This window comes from Sorangium sp. So ce321 (assembly GCF_051530195.1).
Lineage (GTDB): Bacteria > Myxococcota_A > Polyangia > Polyangiales > Polyangiaceae > Sorangium.
In genome coordinates this window covers 11,547,655-11,570,932 of the sequence record NZ_CP150329.1, presented here as the reverse complement: position 1 = coordinate 11,570,932, position 23,278 = coordinate 11,547,655, and the positions used below count along the sequence as shown (strand labels likewise).

Here is a 23,278-nt window from a genome sequence, read left to right as displayed (position 1 = left end):
CAAACAGATGTAAACAGACGCAACCAGACGCAACCTGCGCGACCAGACACAGAGCGGACGCGGGCCCGGCGCGCGCCAGCCGCGACCGGCGCGCCCCTCCGTACCAACAGCGTGTTCGAAAAGAGCGACAACTCGCACTCCCGGGCGCTCGTGGAGGAGCTGAATCAGTAATAGTAAGTAACGGGCACCGACGTGCGCGCACGTGCGCGTGGACACGCGCGCGACGGCGAGAGAAAGGTGCGATCGTGCTTCTCTGGCCGCGGCGGGAGTTGATAGGCTGCGCCGGTCATGGGCGATACGCTTCCCAAGGAGGTCGGTCGGGCCATTCGCGTGCTCCGGCTGCTGCACGGGCTCAGCTACGCCGAATTCGCCGAGAAGGCGCGCCTCTCTGCGACGTACCTGCGGCAGGTCGAGCGCGGCGAGCGCGACCTCGGGCTCGGCGCGCTGGCGCTCATCGCCCAGGGGCTCGACTGCGATGCTCGACTCCTCCTTCCCGGCGACGGGCGCAGCCCGGTCTCCGCCGTGGTCGCCGATCGCTTCGACCGCGCGCCCGAGGCGCTCCAGGACGCGCTCCTCTTCCTCCTGATCGAGCCAGACGACTCGCCGAAGAAGCAGGCCATCCTGGCGCTCATCAACGAGGATACGGACCGCGCGCGGCCGCGCTCCCGGCCCCGGCCGGAAGAGCGCGCGTCGCGGGGCGCCGTGCCCTCGTCGTCGAGCCGGCGCCCCGGGCGATGAGCCGCTGAGCGCTCACGGCCGCGCCGACAGCACGAGGAGCGGCGCCGCGCCGCCCGGAGCCCGCCGCGCGCCGTTCCGGGGCTCCGCGCCCCCGTCCATCGACGCGAGCCGCTGCGTGGCCAGGAGCTGAAACGCGGTCAGCGCGCGGGTCCGCCGCTTGTAGGCCGTCGAGAGGGGGATCCCGGACTGGCTCGCGAAGTCCGCCATGGGGACGCCCTCGATGTCGTGCGCCATGAGGACCGCGCCGAGCTCGCCGTCGATCTCCCGCAGGACGGAGAGCGCAAACAGCCGATCGCACTCCGAGATGATGTACTCCTCCGCCGACGGCTCCTCGAGCTCGGCGTCGAAGTCGTCCGGCAGCGGCTCCTCCACCCGGCGTCGCGCGCGCTCCGCGTAGTGGGACGCGGTGTGGACCGCGATCCGGTTGAGCCAGCGATCGGGCGGCCCGCGCGCCGGATCGTAGTTCGCGAAGCTCTCGTGCGCCGCGAGCATCACGATCTGAGCGACGTCGCGGCGATCACGGCGCGGGACCCCCAGGAGGCGCAGCCAGCGCCGCACGAGCACGATCGTTTTCTTGTTGAAGATCCGCCAAAAAGCCTTTTCCCTGTCGTTCGGCGGCTGCGCACCGTTGCTCCCATGCCCCGTGCCCGGCATTGCGTAACGATCGTTATCACAAGAAACGAAACTTGCAAAACGCGGTCGACGCGATCCCAGGCAGAATTTCGCCTGGTAGGTGAGATGATGTAGGTGAAGGTGGACGGGATTGCCCGTGGCTGCCTGGGGCGTGTTTTACGCGTGCGAAGGCTGAAACGTAGGAGAATGCGTCGTTTCACGATGGTGCTGGAGATGTAACGATCGTTCCTCTTCCGGTTCCGGACACGCCGGTTCCGGTTCCGGACACGCCGGGCCCGTTCGAGCCGCTGGCGCCTCGAGCACGTTCGTTTCCGGGCGCCTCGGGGCCTCCTCCCGGGTGGCGGCCGCTTTCCTCGCTGGACGCCACGGCACCGCGCCGGTACACGGCGCTCGATGCACAGGCTCCATCGAAGGATGCCGGCCTTCCGGTGGCTCGGCGCGCCCTGCCCGGCGCGCGACGCGCTCGTCCGCGGGGGCTCTGGCGAGGCGCTCACCGCCCATGTCCGCTGACGCAGGGAACCCAGGGGCGGCGCCCCGCGACGAGGCGGCGGCCGCAGGCGGCGCAGAGGCGGCGGCCGCAGGCGGCGCAGGGGAGGCGGCTGCAGGCGGCGCGGGGGAGGGAGAGCCCGCGGCGGCGAGCCAGCGGGTAGCGTACTTCGGGCGGCCCGGGACGTTCAGCCACGAGGTCGCCTCCCGGCGGTTCGGTCAGGGCGCGGAGCTCGAGCCCCGGCGCACCATCTCGGCCGTGTTCGACGCCGTGGCCGGCGGCGCGGCGACCTACGGCGTCGTGCCGATCGAGAACGCGGTGGGCGGCCCGATCTACGACACCGTGGATGAGCTGATCCGACGCGAGGGCACGGGCGCCGGGCTCGTCGTATGCGAGGAGCTCTCTCTGCACGTCACGCTGTCGCTCCTCGGCAGGAAGGGCGTGACGCCGAGGCGCATCTACTCGCACTTCGTGCCGCTCAAGCACTGCGGCGACTGGCTGCGCGAGAACTACCCTGGCGCGCAGATCCTCGAGGCGGAGAGCACCGCCGAGGCGGTCGAGCGCGCGGCGCAGGACGGCGAGGCCTGGGCGATCGGCAACAAGGGGGCGGCGGCGATCTACAAGCTCGACATCCTCGTGCCGAAGCTCGGGGTGAAGGGCGAGAACATCACGCGCTTCTTCGTCGTCGGCAGGGCCGAGGAGCCGCCGCCCGCGGGCGGGCGGACGCTGCTCCTGTTCGGGCTGGACCACCGCCCGGGCGCCCTCGTCGCGGCGCTCTCCGCGCTCGGGAGACACCATATCAACCTCACGCGCATCGTCTCGCGCGCGCTGCCGGACAGCCCCGAGGAGTACCTCTTCCTCGTCGAGTGCGAGGGCAGCACCGAGGAGCCTTCCTTCAAGGAAGCGCTCGCGCTGCTCCAGCAGCACGCGACGGGGGTTCGCTCGCTCGGCTCGTTCCGCGTCAGCCAGAAGTACGAGTGAGGGCCGCGGCCTCCGGCCCTTCGCCGTCCGCTTCACCCCACGGTCCCGGGCGCGTGACCCGCCCGTGAGCTCGGGCTGGGTACCTTCGCGCGTCATCCCCCCTGGGAGACACAGGGTGCGCCTCGGGACCAAGCTGCCCGATGACAGCGAGTTGATCGCGGCGGACGTGGGCCGGCCTCTCGTCGAGTAGGCACCCTCACTGGCTCGCTCAATAACGCCGCTCGGAAGGTGGAAATATCTTTGCGCAGGGTAGCCTGCGTGACCCTCTGTTCTTTTCGGTGGCCAATCGCGCCTCGCCTGCGACTAGAACGCTCGCTGCGTGCGGTCTCGCACTCCTCGACAGGCAAGGTGACATGGATCGACGATGGCGATGGCTCTTCGTGGTTGTGCCGGCGCTCATGGGCTCTCTGGAAGGGTGTGATGTGGGCCCGTGGGTGGCGGCGTTACCGGTCGAAAGCGGCATGCGCGGCGGCGGCGCAGGCCCGAAGGTCAAGCCGGTCGGGGCGAGCTGCGGCTGTGATGCGGACTGCGACGGCGAGGCGGTCGTCTGCATGCTCGGCATCTGCATGCAGCGCGCGGAGGGGCTGTGTGCGGCGCCGAACAGCGAAGAGGGCTGCGCGCCAGGCTCTCGCTGCTTCAACACCGACATCCTGACGGACACGGGGGTGTGTTATCCCGTCTACGATCCCGCGACCTGCGAGGGCGTGGAGAACCGTCATGGCCTGTGCTCTCCGCGGCGCGGCGACGGGTGCAACGCGGCGTGCGGCGCGGCGTGCGCGGAGGACACGGTCATCCCCGGGGACGTGGGCGCGGCGTGCGACACAGCGGAGGCGTGCTCGCTGCCCGGCGCGACGTGCTACAGCGACGCGAGCACGACGGAGCCGAACGGCTGGGTCGAGGGCTACTGCCTCGCCTTCGACTGCGAGGGCGACGACCAGTGCGGCCCGGAGGCGGGCTGCTTCCCCGCGGGGGAGGACGGCGCGCCCATCTGCCTGAACACCTGCGGCAGCGACCTCGACTGCCGCCCTGGCTACGTGTGCCACTCGTTCGACGGCGCGAGCGGCGACGGCGCGAGCGGCGACGGCGCGAGCGGCGACGGCGCGAGCAAATCTGCCTGCTTCGCCGGCTGCGACGCCGCCGCGACCTGCCCGCGGGGCACGACCTGCCTCGGGGAGCTCTGCGTGTCGGACGAGGTCGCGTGCTCGCCCGACGTCCCGTCCGGGTGGTGTCCGGAAGGCGAGGCGTGCGACGACGGCGTGTGCCGCAAGGACGCCTTCGCCTGCGAGGCCGAGGGCGACGCGCTCGAGCCCAACGATGATCCGGGAGCCGCGGTGAGCGTGCCCGTGGGCCTCACCGAGGAGCTCACGCTGTGCGAGGGGGACGAGGACTGGTTCAGGATCGTGGTGCCGGAGAAGACGATCGTCCGCGTGGGCATCGAGCTCCGCCACGCCGCCGGGGACATCGATCTGGTGGCCTATGACGGCCAGGGTCGCCTGCTCGGCTCGCGTTACGGCGATCAGTATCCGTACTCGTATCGAGATCAGGAGACGAACACCGAGGTGTACGGGTTCTACTCCGAGCGAGGCGGCGCCGAGTACCTCGTCCGGGTCGTCGGTCATGACGGCGCGCAGAACGCCTATGGGCTGGACGTGACCACGTACCCGTACGTCGACGGCCCGAGCTGCGTGGACGCCGGCTTCTCCTTCGACGAGTGCGCCGGCTTCGGCGAAGGCGGCAGCGGGCTCTTGCCGTTCCCGTTCCCCGACCCCGACGACTCGGTCGTCGGCGGCGGCTATGTCTGGGAGACCTTCAGCAACTACCGCTTCGCGCGGCGCGAGCTCATCATGCTCGTGCGCGACGCGCTCGCCGAGACGATGTGGGCGTTCCCGGGCACGACGCCGCTCTCGCTGATCGACGTTTGTCAGATCAACGGCGTCACGCCCGGATACGACATCGGCGACCCGCGCCACCCCGAGTCGACGCACGATCAGGGGGGCAACATCGATATCGCCTACTTCCAGACGGACGGCTCGAATGACGGGGAGATCATCTGCGGAGACGGGTCGAAGCACGAGGACGGGTACTGCTCCTCGGCGGCGAAGCGAAAGCACATCGTCGATCTCGAGCGGGAGGCGTTCTTCATGGCCAGGCTGTTCCGCTCGCCCCGCACGCGCGTCGTCGGGGTGGACAAGATCATCGCGCCGTTCCTCTCGAGGACCGCGGCCAGGCTGAACGCCCTTCCGGAGCGCGACCGGCGGAGGATCACCGACGACGAGCTCGCGAGCTTCTCGGACCGGATGGCGTACGGCGAGGGGTGGCCGTACCACCACCACCACATCCACCTCAGCATGAGCTGGTGGCCGAGGGACGCCGCGGGCGACCAGCGCGCGTCGGGCGCGTCGCCCCTCGCCATCCGCCGGTCGGCCGCGACCTCGGCTGAGCAGCGGATGGCGTGGACGCCGCTCAGGGCACGACCGTGATCCGGTCGAGCGGGGGCGGCGAGACCGGAGAGCTCGCCGCGAAGTAGGCGCGCAGGGCGTCGAGATCCAGCGCGCCGCCGAGGCGATCGGTGCCGTCGTTGAGCACGGTGAAGCCGTCGCCGCCCGTCGCCAGGAAGCTGTTCACCGTCACGCGGTACGTCCGCGCCGCCTCGATCGGGACGCCGTTGATCCGGATCGAGGCGATGTCGACCTTCGAGCCGATCGGCGCGCTCTGGCTGTAGCTGTACGTGAAGCCGTCGGAGACCTGCAGGATCAAGCTCCGTGGCACGCCCATCGAGTCCACCCGGAACTGCTGCTCCAGCAGCGTGTGGAGCTGCGCGCCGGTGAGGGTCATCACGACCAGGCTGTTGCCGAAGGGCTGCACGGTGAACGCCTCGCCGTAGGTGACCACCCCGTCCATGAGCTCGGTCGGCGAGGCCGCGTAGGTCAGGTCCGTGCGGACGCCGCCCGGGTTCATGAGCGCGACCTCGGCGCCGCCGGTGCTCGCCCCGCGCGTGGCGGCGAGCTGGGCGTCGGCGATGACCGCGCCCAGCGTGAACAGCCCGGGCCCCATCGGCGGGACCGTGCGGTCGAGCGTCGCGGTGATCGTGCCGATCTGCTCGTTGGCCAGCGGCGCCGAGAGGTTCTTGTAGCGCGTCACCAGGGCGTCCACCGTCGCGTTGGCCGCGTCGCGCGTCACGAGGACGTTGTTCGCCGTCTTCGCCGTCACCTCGCCCGTGCTCCTGCTGATCTCCAGGTCGATGTCAGTGACCAGCCGGCCGAAAGACGCCGCGCTCGTCACGATCTTGTCGCCGAGGAGGCAGTTGTACGCCTGGTGCGTGTGTCCGCTGACGATGACGTCCACGGCGGGGTCGACGTTCGTGGCGATCTCGACGAGGGGGCCAGAGAGGTCTGGGCACTCGTTGAAGTGGCCCGTGGGCAGCCCTCCCTCGTGGAGCACCACCACGATGGCCTCGATGCCCTGCGCCTGGAGCTCCGGGACGATGTCGTTCACCGTGTCGACCTCATCCATGAACGAGAGCCCCGCGACGCCGACGGGCGTCACGATCGACGGAGTGTCCTCGAGCGTCATGCCGATGAAGGCGATCTTTGCGCCGTCGAACTCGCGGACGTCGTAGCGCGGGAAGAGCGTCCTGCCGGTCGACGTGTCCACGACGACGTTGGCGGCGAGGAACTTGAAGGTGGCGCCCGGGAAAGAGGTGCCGTCCGCGCAGCCGTCGACCGGGCTGCACCCGCCGGATTGCATCCGGAGGAGCTCGGCGGTGCCCTTGTCGAACTCGTGGTTGCCGACGCCGTTGATGTCGAGGCCGAGGAGGTTCATGGCCTCGATCGTGGGCTCGTCGTGGAACAGCGCCGACACGAGCGGGCTCGCGCCGATGAGGTCTCCGGCCGAGACAACCACGGTGTTCGGGTTCGTGGCGCGGAGCTCGGCGATGCGCGACGCGAGGTGCGCGGCGCCGCCCGCGTCCACCTGCGTCTCGTCGGGCATCGTGATCCTGCCGCTGCTGCCGGCGGGCGGCTCCAGGTTGCCGTGGAAGTCGTTGAAGGCGAGGATCTGCACGCTCACGGTGTCGCCGCCGCCGGAGCCGCCGTCGCCCGAGCCGCCGTCGCCGCCCTGACCGCCGGTGCCGGTAGCGCCGCCGGAGCCGCCGTCGCCGCCCTGACCGCCGGTGCCAGTGGCGCCGCCCGAGCCGCCGGTGCCGGTAGCGCCGCCCGAGCCGCCGGTGCCGGTAGCGCCGCCCGAGCCGCCGGCTTGCTCCTGGGGGCTCGTGGCCTCGTCGTCGCCGCAGCCGGCGGTGGCGATCGGCGGTGCGATCAGCGCGGCGCCGAGCAGCGCGACCCGCCACGCCCGTGCGCTCCGTCCCACGACCCCGGAAGCTCCCGTCGACCTCATCTCTGCTCCTCCACTTCGCGGCGCCCGCCGCTCTAGGCTGTCACATCCTGGGTTCGCGGGGAAACAGCCACGTGAACGCCGCGCAGCGGCCTCATGGCTGGCCGCGGCTGCGGCTCCAGAACGCCACGACGTCCTCGGGCCGCTCTCGCTCGCGCAGGACCCGGATGTCGTCGCCGTCGACGCCGAGCACCGCGGGGATGCCGCGGCTGCAGTGGCGGGACCACATGCTCAGCGTGTAAGCCCCCGTGTCGCGGACGAGCACCAGATCCCCAGGCGACAGGTCCGGCAGCGGGAGATCGCGCGCCATCACGTCGCCGCCGAAGCAGAGCGGGCCGCCGAGGGTGCACGGCGAGAGCGGCCCCTCCCTGGGCGCGGCGTCGGGGTCGAGCGCCACGAAGTCATGGTGCCAGTCGGCCGGGTGATACGCGCGGCGCAGCAGGAAGTCGGCCCCGAGGTGCAGGATCGCGGTGCGCCCGGCCGAGTCCTTCTTCACGTACTCCACGCGCGAGAAGGCGAAGCCGCAGCCCGCCTGGACCCAGCGCCCGAGCTCGGTGATCAGCGTGGTCCCCGCCTCGAAGAGCGTCGGGACCTCGAGGCGCAGCGCGGCCGCGTAGTCCTCGAGCAGCGGCGGCCGGTCGGTGCTCCGGTAAGCGACCGGCAGCCCGCCGCCGATATCCATGGTGCCGGCGGCGCCCGGCCCCAGCGCGCGGCGGAGCTCCTGGCGCAGCGCCTCGACGCGGCGGATCCCGTCGACCAGCTGCGAGAGCGAGCAGCCCTGCGAGCCGACGTGCACGTGCAGGCCGGTGAGCCACCGGTACCGCGCGAAGGCGGCGCGCACCGCGTCCGCCTGCTCGAGGGGGACCCCGAACCTGGAGCGCCGATCCGCGACGCTGGTGAGGGCGATGCTGGATGCCCCGACCTGCGGGTTGATCCGCAGCCCGATGCGGCCCGCCGCCCCTTCGGGCCCGACGAGCTCATCGATGCGCTCGAGCTCGTCGAGGTTGTCGGCGTTGATCCGCACGCGCAGGCGGAGGGCCTCCGCGATGTCGGCGCGGGTCTTCGCGGGCGAGTCGTAGACGATGCGGCCGGGGGGGCACCCGGCGGCGACCGAGAGCTTCACCTCCTCGAGCGAGGCCGCCTCCAGCCCCGCGCCGCAGTCGACCGCGGCGCGGAGGACCTCCACGAGGGGGTTCGCCTTGATCGCGACCGTGTGGAGGGCGCCCGGCGGGAACGCCGCGCCGATCCGACCGATGCGCGCCCGCATGCGCCCGAGGTCGTGGAACAGCACCGCAGGCTCCACGTCCATCCCGCGGCGCCGCGCCTCGCGGAACACGCGCGCCATGCTCCCTGGATCCAGCCGATCCCCGTCGCTCATGGGACCTCCCTACCGCAGTCTGGCGTCCGGGAGGGCGGCTGTCCGCCCCGCGCGACGCCCGCGACGCCGCGACGAGGAGGTCAGCCTGGGTTTCCAGGATGTCTCGCGGCCCTGGGCGGGCAGCGCCCGGGCGCCTTCCGACGCTCAGGCGCCCTCGCGCTGGAGGCCGCTCGCCGAGGTCGCGAGCAGGGGCGCCCTCACGGCGCCGCCGTCCGCGATCTCGGCCTGCTCGGGGACAGCTCGTACGCTCAGGCGCGGTTGACGATGACGTTGAGCGTGGCGGTGATCAGCCCGGGGGTGTGCTTCATGGTCGGCATGGCAGGGTTGCCCCGCGGCGGATCGAGGCTGGACGCCGGGATGTTCGTCGAGCGAGCCGCGTACTCCGGCTCGGACGCGTACACCTTCGCGCTGAAGTCGGCGTCGAAGTAGAGCTGCGTGGTGATCAGCCTGGTCGTGGACCCGTTGATGCGCGCGACCAGGTGAACGTGGACGGGGCGCCCCGCGTACCATCCAGGCCAGAGCGAGGTGAAGCCCACGATCCCGTTGCGGTCGGAGAGCTGCACGCCGCGGCAAAACCGGTCCAGGTTATCCGGCGTACGCTCGATCGGGCCTGCGTACGGCGTGGAGGGATCCTGGTTGTCGAAGCCGCTGTAGTACCCCTCCGCGTCGCAGTGCCAGATGTACACCTCGGCGTCGGGGATCGGCTCGCAGTCGTTCTGGCCGTCGAGCAGGCGGAAATAGAGCCGGAGCTCGCAGCCGGGATGGCCGTCCCGGATATCGCTCCGGAACAGGTTGATGTCGTTCGGGATCTCGTTGTCGTCGAGGAAGAACGGTCCCTCGATGTCCGTGGTCGTCATCGAGCAGCTTGCTGCGTCCTCGAATATCGAGGGATCCAGCGAGTCGCCGCCCTCCACGCCGACGCCGCCCGCGCCGCCCGCGCCCACGGTCGTGCTGCTCGAGCTGGCAGGACCGCTGGCGGTCGTGCTGCTGGCGGTACCCCAGCCCGTGCTCGTGCTGCCGGAGCCGCCGCCGGCGCCGCCGCTTCCGATGGTGTCGTTGCCGGCCGCCCCGCCATCCTCTCCGCAGGACACGATCGCGGGCGCGGTGACGGCGAACGCCCCGAGCTTGATGAGAATCTGCCGCCGGTCGAGGACCCAGCCGAGCAGATCACGAGCCGCGGCTCCTTTTCTCTCACCCATACAACGATCTCCTTGGATAAGTCATGCTCTCAAAGTCACGCCCTGACCGTGAAATACTCTGACCAGGCTGAGCGGAAGCCGGCGCCCCCTCCAGGACCCACTGGCGGATGGCGCGGGCCGAACAGCCGGAATCCCCACGGAAGGGGCTGCCCTCTCTAAGTAAGAATCGCGCAACGCCAGAGGGTGGCCGTCGCATGACGTCTGCCCGTCAATGGGAATACCGTCGCTCGATTTTTTTGTCAAACAGATAGTTTGATTTCCAAGCATGTGCGACGTCAAATCGCGCCGGGCCAGGGCTGTGATTGAGTCGAACCGTAACAGGTCAGCGGGAACAGACCGCGTGTCCCGGAAGGATTACACTCCACCTCATCGAGCGCCGACCGGAGGGAGCAGCGCGGCGCGTATCTCTATCTCATCTGTCTCGCTCGTGGCGCGGGACAGGACAGGGGCAGAGGGCCAGAACCGGTGACGTGAGCGAGGGGCGGGGACAGGGCCCGCGCTGGAGCCACCGGAGCTCGTGGACCCGCGGCGCGTCCGGCGCCGCGGGCGCGACCCAGGTCGCCGGCGCCGCCCTTGCGATCGGCATCCCTGGAGTCTGCGCCGCTGCAGATCGCAGGGAACAGCCCGGCAGCCGTGGCGAAGATGTGCAATGACCTGGCGCGCACAACGGTCTCCTGTGTGGCTCAGACGAATTCCCGGACCGGGCGGATGTGATCACGCCGGGCGCTGAGGGCGGAGCTGAAGAGGCGTCGTGTCGTGGAGTCGCCGCGCCTGCCCGGCCGAGCCGCCGGCCGTGTCGGTCGCGCAGCGCGCCGCGCGACGCAGGGCAGCGCGCCGCGCGACGCCGCCGTCGAGGGTGCGCAGGTGCACAGATGTGCAGAGCTGGGCCGGCATGGTCCGGTGGAGCGGCGCGTCCCGCAGGCGGCCGTCCCGCAGGCGCCGAGCGGGCCTCGGGCTCAGGTTAACGGCGCGGAGCGGCCTCAAGGCGAGCTCAGCGGGATCTGCTCCGTGGACCGGTCCGGCGCTGGAATGTCGGAAATTTGATGAACACTTCCAGTTTCGTTGATTTTGCTGTACATAGCCGGCCCAAGAGCCCCATCCGGACGCACTGCTCGTATGATTCGCCTCCTCCTCATCGACGACTCCGCCGCGATGCGCACGCAGATGCGGGCGGCGCTCGAGGGGGCGAGGGAGCTCGGGCTGGTCGAGCTCGCCGAGACGGCGAGCGGGTTCGAGGCGCTCCGGCGGATGCATCGGGGCGCGTACGACGCCGTGATCATCGACATCAACCTGCCGGACATCGACGGGCTGGAGCTCATCCGCTTCATCCGCCAGAGCCGGCACCACCGCGACGTCGCGCTGATCGTCGTCTCGGCGATGTCCTCGGCGCGCGAGCGCGAGCGCGCCGTCCGGCTCGGCGCCCACGCGTTCGTCGCGAAGCCGTTCTCGCCGGACACGCTGGTGGCCGCGGTCCGGCGGGGCCTCGAGTCCAGCCAGCTGCGCCTGCGGGTCGCGACCTAGGCAGGGCGCGGCCTCCCCGCCGAGGCCGCCGCGCGGGCCGCGGGCGCGGCCTCCCCCGAGACTTCCGACGCGCGGCGCTCTGCTGGTAGGGTGCGTCGCCATGAAGCTCAGCCTGCACTCCTGCCGCCTTGTCGCGCCGCTCGCGCTGGCCGTGGTGACCGCCTGCTCCGCCTCCCCCGCGCCTCCCGCCGCGCCTCCGCCCGGGGCCGCCCCGCCCGCGTCGGCGGCGCCCGCGGCGACCGGCGCCGCGGACGGGCCGACCGGCCGGCTCTCGGAGGAGGACTTCAAGGCCCTGCACCAGCTCCGGTCCGACAAGGCCCCGCCCGCGCGCGGAGAGGCGGTCGAGGTGGCCGGGACGCGGGCGTACCTGAGCCTGCCGCCGGGCGCGAAGGCGCCGATCCCGGGCGTCGTGGTCATCCACGAGTGGTGGGGCCTGAACGAGCACATCAAGCACTGGGCCGACCGCCTCGCGGAGGACGGCTACGCCGCGCTCGCCGTGGATCTGTACGGCGGCAAGGTGGCGACGAACCCCGACGACGCGATGGCGGCGATGAAGGCCGTGGACGAGGCGAAGGGGATCGAGGTCGTGCGCGCCGCGCACCGCTTCCTCACGACGGACGCGCGCGTCTCGGCGCCGCGCACCGGCGCGATCGGGTGGTGCTTCGGCGGCGCCTGGTCGCTCAAGCTCGCCATGAACGAGCCCGAGCTCGACGCCGCCGTCATCTACTACGGCCGGCTCGTCACCGACCCCGCGAAGCTCAAGGCGATCAAGGCGCCGGTGCTCGGCGTCTTCGGCAACCTGGACAAGGGCATCCCGCCCGAGGTCGTGAGCGAGTTCGACAAGGCGCTCCACGACGCGGGCGTGGAGCACCAGGTGCTCCGGTACGACGCCGACCACGCCTTCGCGAACCCGTCGGGAGAGCGGTACGACACGAAGGCTGCGGCCGACGCCTGGGAGCACGTCCGCAAGTTCCTGGCCGCCAAGCTGAAGGGCGGATAGCCCCACGGCGGCGACCTACGCGCCGGCCTGGTCGAGGGCCGCCCCGGGGGGCCGCGCGCTCAGCGGGCCTTGAGCCGCTCGATCTCCGCGCGCGCCTGCTCGAGCTGCCGCTCGGTCTCCTCGCGCAGGCGCTGCTCCTCCTCGCGCAGGCGCTGCTCCTCCTCGCGCAGGCGCCGCTCCTTGTCGAGCTCGGCGGCGAGCTCCTCGGCGATGCGCTGCGCGTCCTCCTGGTGGGCGATGACCTGATCGAGCATGCCGCCGAGGCGGGCGATCCTCTCGTCGGCGTCCTCGAGGGGCGCGTTGCCCGCGAAGAAGCGGAGGCGGGGGCCGTCGAGCAGGAGGTCGAGGCCGAGCACCTCGGAGGCGAACCGGCCAGCCTGAGGCACGATCCGCTGGTACGCGCGGGGACGAGAGAGATCGCCCTCGGGCGCCGCGGGCAGCCTGTAGGCGTGCAGGCGCAGGCGGGAGCGGTCGAAGAGGAAGTACTCGCGGATGCCGAGCCGGGCATACCGGTCGACGTTGAGCTGGTGATCCTTGGTGCGGCTGCCGGCCACGTGGACCTCGATCACGAGGTCGAGCCCCTTGCCCTCGCTGTCGACCACCCACCGCATGCGCTCGTGGGGCTCGACGTCGACGACGGCGAGCAGGTCGGGCGCGAACCGCGGCTCGCCGGGGTAGAAGACGGCGAGCTCGGAGGAGAGGTAGATCTTGCGAGCGACACGGCGGAAGAAGCTGTCGAGGGCGTCGAGCGCGTCGCGCTTGGCCTTGCGGTGCGCGTCCCCCTCGGGCGGCATGAGCTCCAGCGGGACCTCGGCGGGAAGCATGTCCACGACGCGATCGCGCTCGGCCGGGGTCATCCGCGCCCACTGATCGCTCGTAGGAGCGCGCGGATCCGCGGGGTCGAAGAGGTAACCGGCAGGGAGGGCCTGAACCACGACCCGAGTCTAGCCCATGGGGTGGCCATCCGGGAGGCTCCCGGCTCCACCCCGCGCGCAGGGATCGCTTACGGCCAGGCGTCCTTCTACGTTCGATTTCAGGAGCGATCTCCTGGCCATCGCCTCACCGCAGCTCGCGCAACGCCGCGATGAGCTCCGACAGCGACGTCGCGTCGCTCCGATCGAGGGCCAGGGAGCCCTCGGCGAGCGCCTCGGCGAGCGCCCGCGAGCCCCCGGCCTCCGGCGCGGCGGCAGCGACGGCCGACTCGGCGCGCGCGATCTCCGTCACGAGCGCGTCGAGCTCCGCCGGGTCGAGGGCCGCGGCCCTCGCGGCCGCGGAGAGCGCGCCCGCGGCGCTCTCGACCTGCTGCACCGAGGCGCGCGTCGAGGCGTGGAGCTCCGCCAGGCGCAGCCGCTCCAGCAGCGCCCCGTACGCGGACTCCATCGCGGCGAGCTCGCGCAACGCGAGCGCCGCCGGGCGCTGCTCCGGGTCCGAGCCGGCCGTGGCGCCCGCCGCGCCATCCGTGGCGCCCACCGCGCCATCCAGGGCGCCCGCCGCGCCGTCGGAGGCGCGCTGCGCCGCGATCACGGCGACCTCGTCGCGCGCCGCCCGCACCTCGCCCAGGAATGCCTCGATCGACGCGGAGGCCGGCGCGAGCGCGCCCGCGCCCAGGGTCGCCAGCGCCTGCGTGGCCTCGCGCGGCCGCCGCCGCAGGAGCCGCCGGAGCGGCGCGTTGCACGCGACCCGCAGCGCCGCGGCCTCCGCGGCGGCGAGCACCCGCTGGCCCATCGACAGCTTCAGCGCGGCCTCGTCGCACGCGCGCGCGAGGTCCTCGGCGAGCGCGCTCGCCTCGGCCGGCCGCTGCTCCGCCCGCGGTCCGTCCATCGCGCCGCCCTCGCCCTCGCCGCCCGCGTCACCTCCGTCCCGCGCCGCGTCGCGCTTTGCCTGGAGCGCGGCGCGCGCGTCGGCCAGCGCCCCGACCGCGGCGCGCAGCCGCTCGACGGCGGCGTCGGCCGCCGCCGTCTCGGCGGCGAGGTCGTCGCCCTCGATGTAGGCGCGCTGGCTCGCCGCGAGCAGCCGCCGCCGCTCGTCGCCCGCCCGCAGCGCCGCCGCCCTCCGCCGGACCCGCGCCGCCCCGAGCGCCGCCGCGCCGCGCGCGCCGAAGGTCCACGCGCACGCCGCGGTCGCCCCGAGCGCCGCCGCGGCGGCGATCCCCACCGCGGCCGTCGGGACGACCGCGCCCGCGCCCGCGCCCACGCGCAGCCCGACCATCCCGGCCGCGAGCGTGCAGGCCGCAGCGCCCGTGCCGACCGCGCGCGCGCCGCGCTGGCGAGGAGCTGCCTCGAGCGCCGTCACGCCGACATACGCCGCCGCACCGAGCGCCACGAGCAAGAGCACGAGCGACAGCGGCGACGTCAGCGTCACGACCAGCCAGCCGAGCAGCGAGACGTCGATCATGGCAGCGCGTCGGCCGCCAGCGCGACCTCCCGCTCCTGCGCGCCGATCGACCCCGGCACGCTCGTCACCCGGAACGACGCCCCGTCCCACACGAGCGTCGTCACCACGAAGCGCACGTCCCTCCCCGGCGGATCGCTGCGGAACCGCACGCGCCACTCGAGGCGCGCGAGCTCCGGCGCCGGCAGCTGCACCGCCGCGAGCCCGATCGCCGGCGCGAAGACGCCGTCGCCGAGCGCCGCGTCCACCTGGCCGTCCCGCGCCGTGAGGGCGAGCTCCGCCGCGTAGTCCTCCCACAGCACGACGCGGAGCGCCCCGGGGCCGCTGAAGAGCTGCAGCTCCTTCAGCTTGCGGGCGAGGCTCTCGGCCTCGGCGCCGGCCGCGCCCCCCGGCGCGCCGCCCCCGGCGAGCAGCCGCCCGATGCGCGCCGCCGACAGGAGGCGCGCCCACGCGCGCGGATCGTCCGGCCCCGGCGTGCCCTCCGCCGCGGCCACCTTGCGCTGGATGCGCAGCGCCTCGTCGACGCGCCCGCTGCCCGCGGCCGCCGCCGCGAGCCTCAGCCAGCCCCGGGGCTCGGCCGGCGCGAGGTCGGTGAGCGTCGTGTACTGGCGGTACGCCGCCGCGTACCAGCCGTGCCGGAGGTAGACGTCGCCGAGCATCTCGCGCGACGCGGGGCTCGTCGGATCGAACTCGACGATCTCGGAGTACGTGCGGAGCGCGTCCGACTCGAAGCCGCTCGACGCGAGCACGTCGCCGAGCTCCAGCGCGAGCCCCGGGCTCATGAAGCCGCGGTCGCGGAGCCTCCGCCCGTAGGCGAGCGCCTCGTCCTTCCGCCCCGCCTCGGCCAGGAGGCGCACCCTCCGGATCTCCCCCTCCGGATCGTCGGGCCGCTCGGTGAGCATCTGGCGCACCAGCGCGAGCCGCTCGTCCGCCGTCGGGAGCGCCGCGAGCCGCTCGTCGACCAGCGTCCAGCGCGCCCTCGGATCGGCGCCCCCGAAGAGCGTGCGCCGCACCGCCGCGGCGATCGCTGGATCGACGCTCCGCCGCATGAGCGCGCGCGCGATGAACCGCTGCGCCTCCAGCTCGTCGGCGAAGCGGACGAGCAGCGCCTCGGCGCCGCCCTCGGTGGCCACCTTCGCCTGGAGGAGCGAGAGGAGCGCGGCCCTCGCGCGCCAGTCCGGCAGCTCGCACGTCGCGAGCGCGCCCTCGTAGCGCGCGATGAGCTGCTCGGCCGTCGTGGCGCGCGCGAGGCGCTTCGACCACACGACGAGGCGCTCGGCGAGCGGGCGCCGCGCCGTGTCGCTGCACGGCGACATCGCGACGGACCGGGGCCTGGGCGTCCACGCCTGGGCAGCTCTCCGCGCCGCCGCCCCGCCCGCCGCCCCCGCAGGCACGGCGTTCCCGGCCGGCCCGCCGGCGCGGGGCGGGGGCCTGGACGCGTTCGCGGCGGGCGCGCCGAACGCGACATGCGCGCTCGCCGCCAGGGCGCCCCCGCTACTGGTCTGCGTGCGAACGGCGGCCGGCTTCGGCGCTGCGAGCGTCGGCTCCTGCGGCGCGGGAGCCTGCCCCGCCTCGTCGGCCGCGGCCGTGGCCGTGGCGGCGGGCGGCGCCGGCAGGGCGGCGGCGGGCTCCGCGAGATCCGCCCTGGCGCCCTGCGCCTCGCCCTTCTCCGCCATGGCCGGCGCCGGCGCGGCCTCTGCCATCGGAGCGGCCGCTGGCGCCGCCGCCTGCTTGCTCAGCCCGTAGCCGCCCTCCTTGTTCGAGGCCTCCTCGTAGCTCGCGCTCGGCTCGCTCCTCCCGCACCCGGCGGCGATCGCCATGGAGGGCGGCGCGAGCAGCGCCGCGAGCTCGCGCTCTCGCTCGGGCGTGAGCGCCGTCAGCCGCTCGCCCCGGAGCGGCGAGCGCCGCCGCCGGATCCCCTGGTTCAGGTACGCCTGCTCGCTCTCGAGCGCCAGCGTGCTCGTGAACGGCGTGATCAGCCCGTACTCGAGCCCGAGCTCGACCACCTTGCCCCGGTGCGCCTCGGCGTCGTCGCCGTCCGCGAGCAGCCGCCGCATCTTCTCGGCCGCCCAGAAGCGCGGCACGAGCGCCGCCCCGACGCCCCTGTCGATCTCGATCGTGTGCTCGCGGGAGTACTCCTTCCCCGCGAGCCGCCCCTTCACGACCGCCTTCGCGGGCAGCGCGTGGTGCGTGCGCGCGAGCAGCACCACCTCCTCGCCGCGCGACACCTTGCCGCTCGCGGTGAGCATCGGCTCGTCGAGCCCCGCGCCGAGGTCGATCGAGAGATCGGTGATGGTCGCCGTCTTGATCGCGCTGGCGAGGCGCAGCACCTCGGACGTCGAGCCCTCGGTCTCGTCGATCCGGAACGACTGCCCGCCGCCGGCGCGCGCGAGCTCGCGGAGCAGCGCGTGGTTCGCGTTCTCGCCGACGCCGACCGTGAAGAAGCGCGCGCGCGAGGCCGCGAGCGAGCGCCGGAGCCGCTCCGAGAGGCGCGCGCCCGTCACCTCGCCGCTCGTCGCGAGCCCGTCGCCGATGTAGATGACGGCCGGCTGCTCCTTGCCGTGCACGCGCCCGAGCGCCGACTCGAACAGGGCGCCGAGGTCGGTCGCGCCCCCCGTCGCGTGCTCGGCCAGCCGCGTGAGCGCCGCGGAGATCTCCTGCTCCGACGCCTCGGCCAGCCCGTCCCTCGGGTGCAGGACCGCGGGCGCCGAGTCGAGCGCGATCAGCGCGAAGTGGTCCGACGGCGACATCGCCCGCAGGATCGCCTCGGCCGCCGCCGCCTTCTGCTGGCGCGCGGTCTCCTCGGCCGACGCCGACGTGTCCACCACGACGACGAGATCGGCGGGCAGCTCCTTGAGCTCGGTCCAGTCCACGTCGGGCACGTACCGCGCCATCACGTAGTCGGCGCGGTCCTCGCCCGCCGCGAAGCGCGCCACGCGCAGCGGCGACGGCTTCGTCTTGACGGAGGCCTCGAGCTGGAAGTCCGCGCGCGGCTCGTAGCCGCTCCGCCGCATGCTCACCCGCCGCCCGCCGTCCTCGATCACCGCGTCGGCGAGCGTCGCGATCTGCATCCCCTGGCCGGCCTGGCCGAGGTCGACGGAGAGGGAGAACTCGCCGATCTGGGCCGGCTCGCTCGACCGCATCGGGTACACGTAGGCGAGCTTGCCGGCCGGCGCGCCGAGCATCTCCACGTAGCGCAGCACCACGCGCCGGGAGCCGCTCGCGGGCACCGGGAAGATGCGGGCGCGGTAGCTGTGCCCGTCGACCCACTCGAGCAGCGCCGGCTCGTGGCCGGTCTGCACCGCGGCCTGGTACCGCTGCGCCGCCTCCTTCCGCTCGATGACCTCCCCCTCGACGAGGACGCCGTCGGTCTCCACCGCGAACGAGCTCACGAACGCCCGCTCGGGCACGGTGAACCAGTACCAGCCCTCGACCTGGCGCCCGCCCGGGTTCGAGAAGGTCTGGTCCACCTCGGTCTCGGCGATGCCGTCGCGCAGCACCGCCCGCACGGCCTGCCGGCTGATCTCGAGCGTGCGCGCCGGTGCCCCGGGGGCGCCCTGCAGGTCGACGCCGTAGATCCGGCCGGAGCCGCTGCCCTCGCCGGCGAGCGGCCGGTGGTCGCCCATGCCGCCGGTCCAGTCCTCCCAGTAGGCGAGCGGCGTGACCTTCGGCGCGGCGCTGCCCGCGACGGTCGCCTGCTCGCCGGCGTGCACCTCGACGCGCCCGCCGGGGGCCGTGACGAGGGCGAGCCCGCGCGCCACGTACACGCTCACCCCCTCGGCCGAGCGCCTCATCGACAGGCCCGCGTCGGCGGCCGACACCCTCACGTCTCCGAGCGCGTGCGAGAGCTCGCCGCGCTCCGAGGGCGGCGCGTCGAGCCACACCTCGCCCTGGGCGAGCGAGAGCCCGTCCGTGCCGAGCGCGATCTCCGAGTCCGCGCGGAGGAACACCGCCGAGCCGTCGGCGAGCCTCACGAGCGCCCGCGCCCCCTTGCCGGTCGCGAGCTCGGCCCCGACCGGGATCGGGACGCCGGACACGACGGTCGCCCGCCTGTCGTCCTGCGCGCCCGCCGTCAGCGTCACCTCGCCCGAGGAGAGCTCGAGTCGGGCGCCGATGGCGCTGGCCTTCGCGGGCCGCGTCTCCTGGCTCAGGACGAGCGCCGTCACGCTGGCGGCGAGCACGAGCACCCCGGCCGCGAGCCGGAGGCGCAGGCCGCGCTTGCGGCGTGCCAGCGCGGCGCCCGTCTCTGCTGCGCCTTCCCCGGCCGGCGCTCCGGCCGGCCCTACCTCTTCATGCGACGACATCCAGGTCCCTCCTCGCCGCGGTGGCTCTCGCCCCCGGAGCCCAGCGCGGGGCCATGCAGACGTCCCATGCCCCGCAACGATCTATCGAAGAGATCGCAAAGTTCATCCTAACGGGAAAAGGCGCAGGAAGCGTAGCCCGATCCCGCGGCGGGACGGCGGGCGGGCGTCGTCAGGCCGCGGTTTGCCGGGGAAGAGATTCGAGCCGCCAAGGACGCCAAGGACGCCAAGACGAGGAGAGAGGACGAGATAAATGGATTTGATCGTGCGTCGTGTATGTCTGTCTTTGCTCTCCCTCTCTCTGTGCGCTCTTGGCGTCTTGGCGTTTTTTCTTTCTCCTTCTCTCTCATCCGCTCGACGCTTCAGGTCACCTCGTCCCCGGGGTCAGGTCACCTCGTCCCCGGGGTCATGAGGCCAGGCGCTGTCATCGGGCCGGTGCCCGCTTTATATCTTCATGGAACAGGCTGCCAGGGCAGGACGGAAGTCCGAGCGCCATGACGAACGGTGGTTTCTGGGGGTCTATCCATCCAAGGAGGGGGCGATGACAGGACTGCTTCCGGGATTCCGGAGGTTCATCGGCTACGTGTCCCTTGTTTCCCGGCGGCGGAGGTTCCGCCGGGCGCCGGATCTCCCGGGCGACTGCTTTCGCGCGGAGGTGGTGAAGACGGTCGACGGGGACACGCTCCACGTGCGCGACGAGCGGGGCGTGATCCACTCTGTCCGCATGCTCTCGATAGATACGCCGGAGACGCACTTCCTCGGCACCTCGCAGGGCCATTGGGCCGAGGCGGCCGCCGCGCGGCTCGCCGAGCTGGTGCCCGACGGCGCCGAGGTCGAGATCCAGACGGACGAGCAGCCTTGCGACGCTTACGGGCGCGTGCTCGGGTATGTCATCTCAGGAGGCCAGCTCATCAACCGGCTGCTGCTCGAGGAGGGCCTGGCGATCACCTACACGGTCGCGCCGAACCTGCGCCACGCGCAGGAGCTCTCCGACGCCGCGCGGGACAGCTTCACAGCGAAGCGCGGCATGTTCAGCGACCCAAGCGTCATGCTCCCGTACGAGTACAGGTGGAGCATGAGGGGCCAGTCGAGCGCGAGGCTCGTCGGCAGCCTGTCCCGCGGCGAGGTGTTCGACCTGTCGGAGCGCGAGCGGATACCCTGCTGGGATCGGGTGTTCTTCTTCGACGCGCGCGACGTGAGGGATCCCTTCGTCCGCGTCGCGGCGGAGCGGAGCGCGCGCGGCGAGCGCTAGCGACCTCGGGAGCCAGCTCCCTTTCAGATCACCTTCGACGCCGTCGACGACTGACCACGGGGCTCGGCGGCGGAGCCCTGAGCGGTCGCGAGCAGCCGTGGGCCGGGAGCGCCCCGGGCGAGGCCCCTTCCGAACCCGTCGTCATCGCCCGTCGTCCCCGTTGCGCCTGGTGAAGCACGGCGAGCATTCATGCCACGGCCGTGGCAATTCGCCTCATTTTGCCCGGAGCCTCAGCACCAGCGAGCTGCGCTCGAAACGCCGAACCTCCGCGCGCCGCTCCTGATCGGGAGGCAGGCTCCAAACGGACTCGACCTTGGCACGGGAGTCGCTGTGGGCGGGTTCGCTCGCGGCGCCTGGCCTGTGTGCCCGGCGAGCCGCTGTCGCTCGTGGACCCACCGGCCGCTCGGGTGGACCAGAGCGCTGCGGCGCGCGGCCGGTCGTCAGTCCCCTACCGACAACTTCTTCGTGAAGGAGCGCTTGTATGCCAGTGAAGAGAATGGATGTCTCGTGCCTGGTCGCGTGCACCGCGGCGCTCTCGCTCGGGCTCGTGAATTGCGGCTCGGCGCCGGGCGCGGGCCCTGAAGAGCCTACCGGCCCCCGGAGCCCCCCGCCGGCGGCGGTCGGGGCCGTCGCCCCGGCGGGACCGCGGGCGCCGATGAACGCGAACCCTCCGCCCGGGGCCGACACGCCGCGCACGAGCTACTTGCCGGTCGACGACAAGGAGCCGTTCGCCGCCCTGGTCGCCCGGATGAAGGCCGATAAACCCGCGGTGACGAAGCGCCACCAGGCGCTGCTCGATGAGCGCTACGACCTCGCCAACCGCGCTGCGGCTGGGGTCACCATGTCGCGCGGGAAGCCCGTCCAGGCGGGCGTCCGGGTGAAGCTCCCGAAGGGAAACACGTGGGAGGCGCTGGCCGCGCTCGCGCCCGACGCCATCCGGGAGCAGGGGCTCTGGCCGAGGGGCTTCCTCCCGCTGCCGCACCCGAACCACCCGGAAGGGGGAATGATCTTCCCGAAGTTCCAGATCGACGAGCTGAAGCGCCAGACAGGGCGTGATCTCACGCGCTTCGATCTCGACTTCGACCTGCCGGATCACCTCATCTCGGAGTTCCCGGCGCCCATCTACCTCACCACGCGGCCCGACCTGGGCGACGTCTCCAAAGGGCAGCTCGTCACGATCGACAACTTCTACGAGCTCTTCAACGGCATCCTGACGCCCAAGCAGCTCGAGGGGCTCCGGCTGCTCGTGACGCCGTTCCCGCAGATGCAGTTCAACGCGACCTCGGACCGGCGCTCGGAGAGGGCGAGCCTCGGCGTCGCCTGCTTCGACTGCCACGCCAACGGTCACACCAACAACGCGACCCACCTCGTGGGCGACACCCGGCCGCAGGAGTTCCGGCACCGGGTCGACACCCCGACGCTGCGCGGCGTCAACATCCAGCGCCTCTTCGGCTCGCAGCGCGCGCTCAAGACGGTCGAGGACTTCACCGAGTTCGAGCAGCGAGGGGCCTACTTCGACGGCGATATCGTCATCGCCGTGAAGAAGGGGGTCAACATCCTCGATCGCGGGCACCAGGTGCAGGCGATGAGCGAGTTCCAGGAGATCCTCGACTTCCCCCCGGCGCCGAAGCTCGGCGTCGACGGGCGCCTCGACCCCGCGAAGGCCGCGCCGGAGGAGCTCCGCGGCGAGCAGGTCTTCCACGGCAAGGGCCGGTGCGGGACGTGCCATGTGGCGCCGTACTACACCGACAACCTGATGCACAACCTGCGGGCAGAGCGCTTCTTCAAGCCCGAGCTCATCAACGGCCGGATGGCCACCGCGGACGGCCCCATCAAGACGTTCCCGCTCCGTGGCATCAAGGACAGCCCGCCTTACCTGCACGACGGTCGCCTGCTCACGCTCGAGGACACGGTGGAGTTCTTCAACCTCGTGCTCGGTACGAAGCTGACCGCGCAGGAGAAGGCAGATCTCACGGCGTTCCTCCGCGTTCTGTAGCCCCGATCAGAGCGCTGGGGCCTTCACACGCGCGCCGCGCCGTCCGGCCCGAGCGTCCTTAGCCAGGCTGGATTCGCCACGGTATCGACCCAGCTCTCCAGCGTGTGGCGCACGGGCAGCTTCTCGTCCAGCGCGGCGAAGTCGAGCGTGAAATTCACGTCGCGGATGTAATCGTAGATGCGCCGCAGCTCGAGGCGGTAGGGGGCGTCAGGCACGTAGTCGCGCACCACCTGCTCTGTCTTCTGCTCGCTCCACTGTTCATAGACGATGCGCCTGCCCAGCGCGCGGCTGAAGGCCTCGGCCATCTGCTCGCCGGTGCTCGTGCTGCTGGCGAGGTTGATGCGCACGCCCGCGTAGTCGTCGGGCGCCGCCAGGGCGCTCGCGACGAAGCGGCCGATGTCCTCGACGCTGACCCAGCCGTGCGGTCGATCGGGCGCCGTCACGAAGCCGAAGACGTTCCGCTCGAGGTCGAAGAAGTCGGGGCCAAAGCCCTCCATGAACCACACTGGACGCAGGATGGTCGCGTGAGGAATGGCGTCGAGCGTCATGGCCTCGATGATGGCCTTGGTCTCGATGTTCGGGAGCCCGGCGTCCCTGTCGATCCCGGCGCTCGAGTAAACGAAATGCGGGACATGCGCCTCGAGCGCCGCCTCGAGGACGTTGCGCGCCTGCAGGAACTCGGCGACGTAGCCAGCCCGCCAGAAGTTCTGCATGCTGAACACGCCGTGCGCGCCGCGCGCCGCCGCGCTGAGCGCGCCGCGATCCTCGAACGTGCCTTCGACCGGGGTCGCGCCCCAGGATCGTAGCCGCTCCGCAGCGGGTGTGGTGCGGTCGCGCACCAGCGCGCGGACCGCGAACCCTGTCCGCAAGAGGTGCTTCACCACCTGCTGGCCCTGGCGGCCGCTTGCCCCGGTGACCAGAACCGTCCTATCTTTGCTCATTGCGCTCCTCCCGCGCCAACACACCAGGCGCCCTGAGAGGCTAGGAACGACGCGACCCACCCACAAGA

15 protein-coding genes are annotated in these 23,278 nt (G+C 72.4%); 7 read left to right on the top strand and 8 right to left on the bottom strand.

What is annotated here, in order from left to right; all coding sequences use genetic code 11:
* Positions 1 to 288 precede the first annotated feature (288 nt).
* Positions 289 to 738: a helix-turn-helix domain-containing protein gene (locus WME89_RS42975; RefSeq protein WP_438005374.1), complete on the top strand. Its 450-nt coding sequence runs from the start codon at positions 289 to 291 to the stop codon at positions 736 to 738.
* Positions 739 to 750: 12 nt separating this feature from the next.
* On the opposite strand, the gene WME89_RS42970 is transcribed toward WME89_RS42975, so the two are convergent.
* Complete coding sequence (locus WME89_RS42970; RefSeq protein ID WP_438005373.1) at positions 751 to 1,302, bottom strand: RNA polymerase sigma factor; 552 nt, start codon at positions 1,300 to 1,302, stop codon at positions 751 to 753.
* 568 nt (positions 1,303 to 1,870) lie between these two features.
* Here WME89_RS42970 and WME89_RS42965 point away from each other — a divergent pair.
* Both WME89_RS42965 and WME89_RS42960 read left to right on the top strand, forming a co-directional pair.
* On the top strand, positions 1,871 to 2,839 hold the full coding sequence (locus tag WME89_RS42965; protein WP_438005372.1) for a prephenate dehydratase: 969 nt from the start codon (positions 1,871 to 1,873) through the stop codon (positions 2,837 to 2,839).
* Between the two features lie 353 nt (positions 2,840 to 3,192).
* Positions 3,193 to 5,319 carry a hypothetical protein gene (locus tag WME89_RS42960; protein WP_438005371.1) on the top strand — a complete coding sequence of 709 codons (2,127 nt, stop codon included), beginning with the start codon at positions 3,193 to 3,195 and terminating at the stop codon, positions 5,317 to 5,319.
* Here WME89_RS42960 and WME89_RS42955 read toward each other — a convergent pair.
* The 3 genes from WME89_RS42955 to WME89_RS42945 form a co-directional block, all read right to left on the bottom strand.
* Positions 5,303 to 7,234, bottom strand: a complete 1,932-nt coding sequence (locus WME89_RS42955; RefSeq protein WP_438005370.1) for a bifunctional metallophosphatase/5'-nucleotidase — start codon at positions 7,232 to 7,234, stop codon at positions 5,303 to 5,305. The genes WME89_RS42960 and WME89_RS42955 overlap by 17 nt on opposite strands.
* Before the next feature lie 91 nt (positions 7,235 to 7,325).
* Positions 7,326 to 8,609 carry a diaminopimelate decarboxylase gene (locus WME89_RS42950; protein ID WP_438005369.1) on the bottom strand — a complete coding sequence of 428 codons (1,284 nt, stop codon included), beginning with the start codon at positions 8,607 to 8,609 and terminating at the stop codon, positions 7,326 to 7,328.
* Positions 8,610 to 8,857: 248 nt separating this feature from the next.
* Positions 8,858 to 9,808, bottom strand: a complete 951-nt coding sequence (locus WME89_RS42945) for a protocatechuate 3,4-dioxygenase (protein ID WP_438005368.1) — start codon at positions 9,806 to 9,808, stop codon at positions 8,858 to 8,860.
* A gap of 1,116 nt (positions 9,809 to 10,924) precedes the next feature.
* Between WME89_RS42945 and WME89_RS42940 the strand changes: the two genes are divergently transcribed.
* Positions 10,925 to 11,329, top strand: coding sequence for a response regulator (locus tag WME89_RS42940; protein ID WP_438005367.1), 405 nt, complete (start codon positions 10,925 to 10,927; stop codon positions 11,327 to 11,329).
* Positions 11,330 to 11,429: 100 nt separating this feature from the next.
* A complete protein-coding gene (locus WME89_RS42935) occupies positions 11,430 to 12,329 on the top strand; it encodes a dienelactone hydrolase family protein (protein ID WP_438005366.1) in 900 nt (299 codons plus the stop codon).
* 59 nt (positions 12,330 to 12,388) lie between these two features.
* On the opposite strand, the gene WME89_RS42930 is transcribed toward WME89_RS42935, so the two are convergent.
* The 3 genes from WME89_RS42930 to WME89_RS42920 all read right to left on the bottom strand — a co-directional run bounded on the left by WME89_RS42930 (position 12,389) and on the right by WME89_RS42920 (position 19,024).
* Complete coding sequence (locus tag WME89_RS42930; RefSeq protein WP_438005365.1) at positions 12,389 to 13,264, bottom strand: Uma2 family endonuclease; 876 nt, start codon at positions 13,262 to 13,264, stop codon at positions 12,389 to 12,391.
* Positions 13,265 to 13,388: 124 nt separating this feature from the next.
* Positions 13,389 to 14,723, bottom strand: a complete 1,335-nt coding sequence (locus tag WME89_RS42925; protein ID WP_438005364.1) for a hypothetical protein — start codon at positions 14,721 to 14,723, stop codon at positions 13,389 to 13,391.
* Positions 14,720 to 19,024, bottom strand: a complete 4,305-nt coding sequence (locus tag WME89_RS42920; protein ID WP_438005363.1) for a VIT domain-containing protein — start codon at positions 19,022 to 19,024, stop codon at positions 14,720 to 14,722. The genes WME89_RS42925 and WME89_RS42920 overlap by 4 nt, the downstream gene beginning before the upstream one ends.
* A 538-nt stretch (positions 19,025 to 19,562) precedes the next feature.
* Here WME89_RS42920 and WME89_RS42915 point away from each other — a divergent pair.
* Both WME89_RS42915 and WME89_RS42910 read left to right on the top strand, forming a co-directional pair.
* Positions 19,563 to 20,273, top strand: a complete 711-nt coding sequence (locus WME89_RS42915; protein WP_438005362.1) for a thermonuclease family protein — start codon at positions 19,563 to 19,565, stop codon at positions 20,271 to 20,273.
* Positions 20,274 to 20,928: 655 nt separating this feature from the next.
* Positions 20,929 to 22,269: a cytochrome B6 gene (locus WME89_RS42910; protein ID WP_438012046.1), complete on the top strand. Its 1,341-nt coding sequence runs from the start codon at positions 20,929 to 20,931 to the stop codon at positions 22,267 to 22,269.
* Positions 22,270 to 22,292: 23 nt separating this feature from the next.
* Here the strand turns inward: WME89_RS42910 and WME89_RS42905 are convergent, their stop codons facing one another.
* Positions 22,293 to 23,210, bottom strand: coding sequence for an NmrA/HSCARG family protein (locus WME89_RS42905; protein ID WP_438005361.1), 918 nt, complete (start codon positions 23,208 to 23,210; stop codon positions 22,293 to 22,295).
* Positions 23,211 to 23,278 lie beyond the last annotated feature (68 nt).

Excerpts from the sequence above, each read along its gene's own strand:
- WME89_RS42975 (WP_438005374.1), top strand. The coding sequence starts at position 289 with ATGGGCGATACGCTTCCCAAGGAGGTCGGTCGGGCCATTCGCGTGCTC.
- WME89_RS42965 (WP_438005372.1), top strand. The coding sequence starts at position 1,871 with ATGTCCGCTGACGCAGGGAACCCAGGGGCGGCGCCCCGCGACGAGGCG.
- WME89_RS42960 (WP_438005371.1), top strand. The coding sequence starts at position 3,193 with ATGGATCGACGATGGCGATGGCTCTTCGTGGTTGTGCCGGCGCTCATG.
- WME89_RS42955 (WP_438005370.1), bottom strand. The coding sequence starts at position 7,234 with ATGAGGTCGACGGGAGCTTCCGGGGTCGTGGGACGGAGCGCACGGGCG.
- WME89_RS42950 (WP_438005369.1), bottom strand. The coding sequence starts at position 8,609 with ATGAGCGACGGGGATCGGCTGGATCCAGGGAGCATGGCGCGCGTGTTC.
- WME89_RS42945 (WP_438005368.1), bottom strand. The coding sequence starts at position 9,808 with ATGGGTGAGAGAAAAGGAGCCGCGGCTCGTGATCTGCTCGGCTGGGTC.
- WME89_RS42940 (WP_438005367.1), top strand. The coding sequence starts at position 10,925 with ATGATTCGCCTCCTCCTCATCGACGACTCCGCCGCGATGCGCACGCAG.
- WME89_RS42935 (WP_438005366.1), top strand. The coding sequence starts at position 11,430 with ATGAAGCTCAGCCTGCACTCCTGCCGCCTTGTCGCGCCGCTCGCGCTG.
- WME89_RS42925 (WP_438005364.1), bottom strand. The coding sequence starts at position 14,723 with ATGATCGACGTCTCGCTGCTCGGCTGGCTGGTCGTGACGCTGACGTCG.
- WME89_RS42920 (WP_438005363.1), bottom strand. The coding sequence starts at position 19,024 with ATGTCGTCGCATGAAGAGGTAGGGCCGGCCGGAGCGCCGGCCGGGGAA.
- WME89_RS42915 (WP_438005362.1), top strand. The coding sequence starts at position 19,563 with ATGACAGGACTGCTTCCGGGATTCCGGAGGTTCATCGGCTACGTGTCC.
- WME89_RS42910 (WP_438012046.1), top strand. The coding sequence starts at position 20,929 with ATGAACGCGAACCCTCCGCCCGGGGCCGACACGCCGCGCACGAGCTAC.
- WME89_RS42905 (WP_438005361.1), bottom strand. The coding sequence starts at position 23,210 with ATGAGCAAAGATAGGACGGTTCTGGTCACCGGGGCAAGCGGCCGCCAG.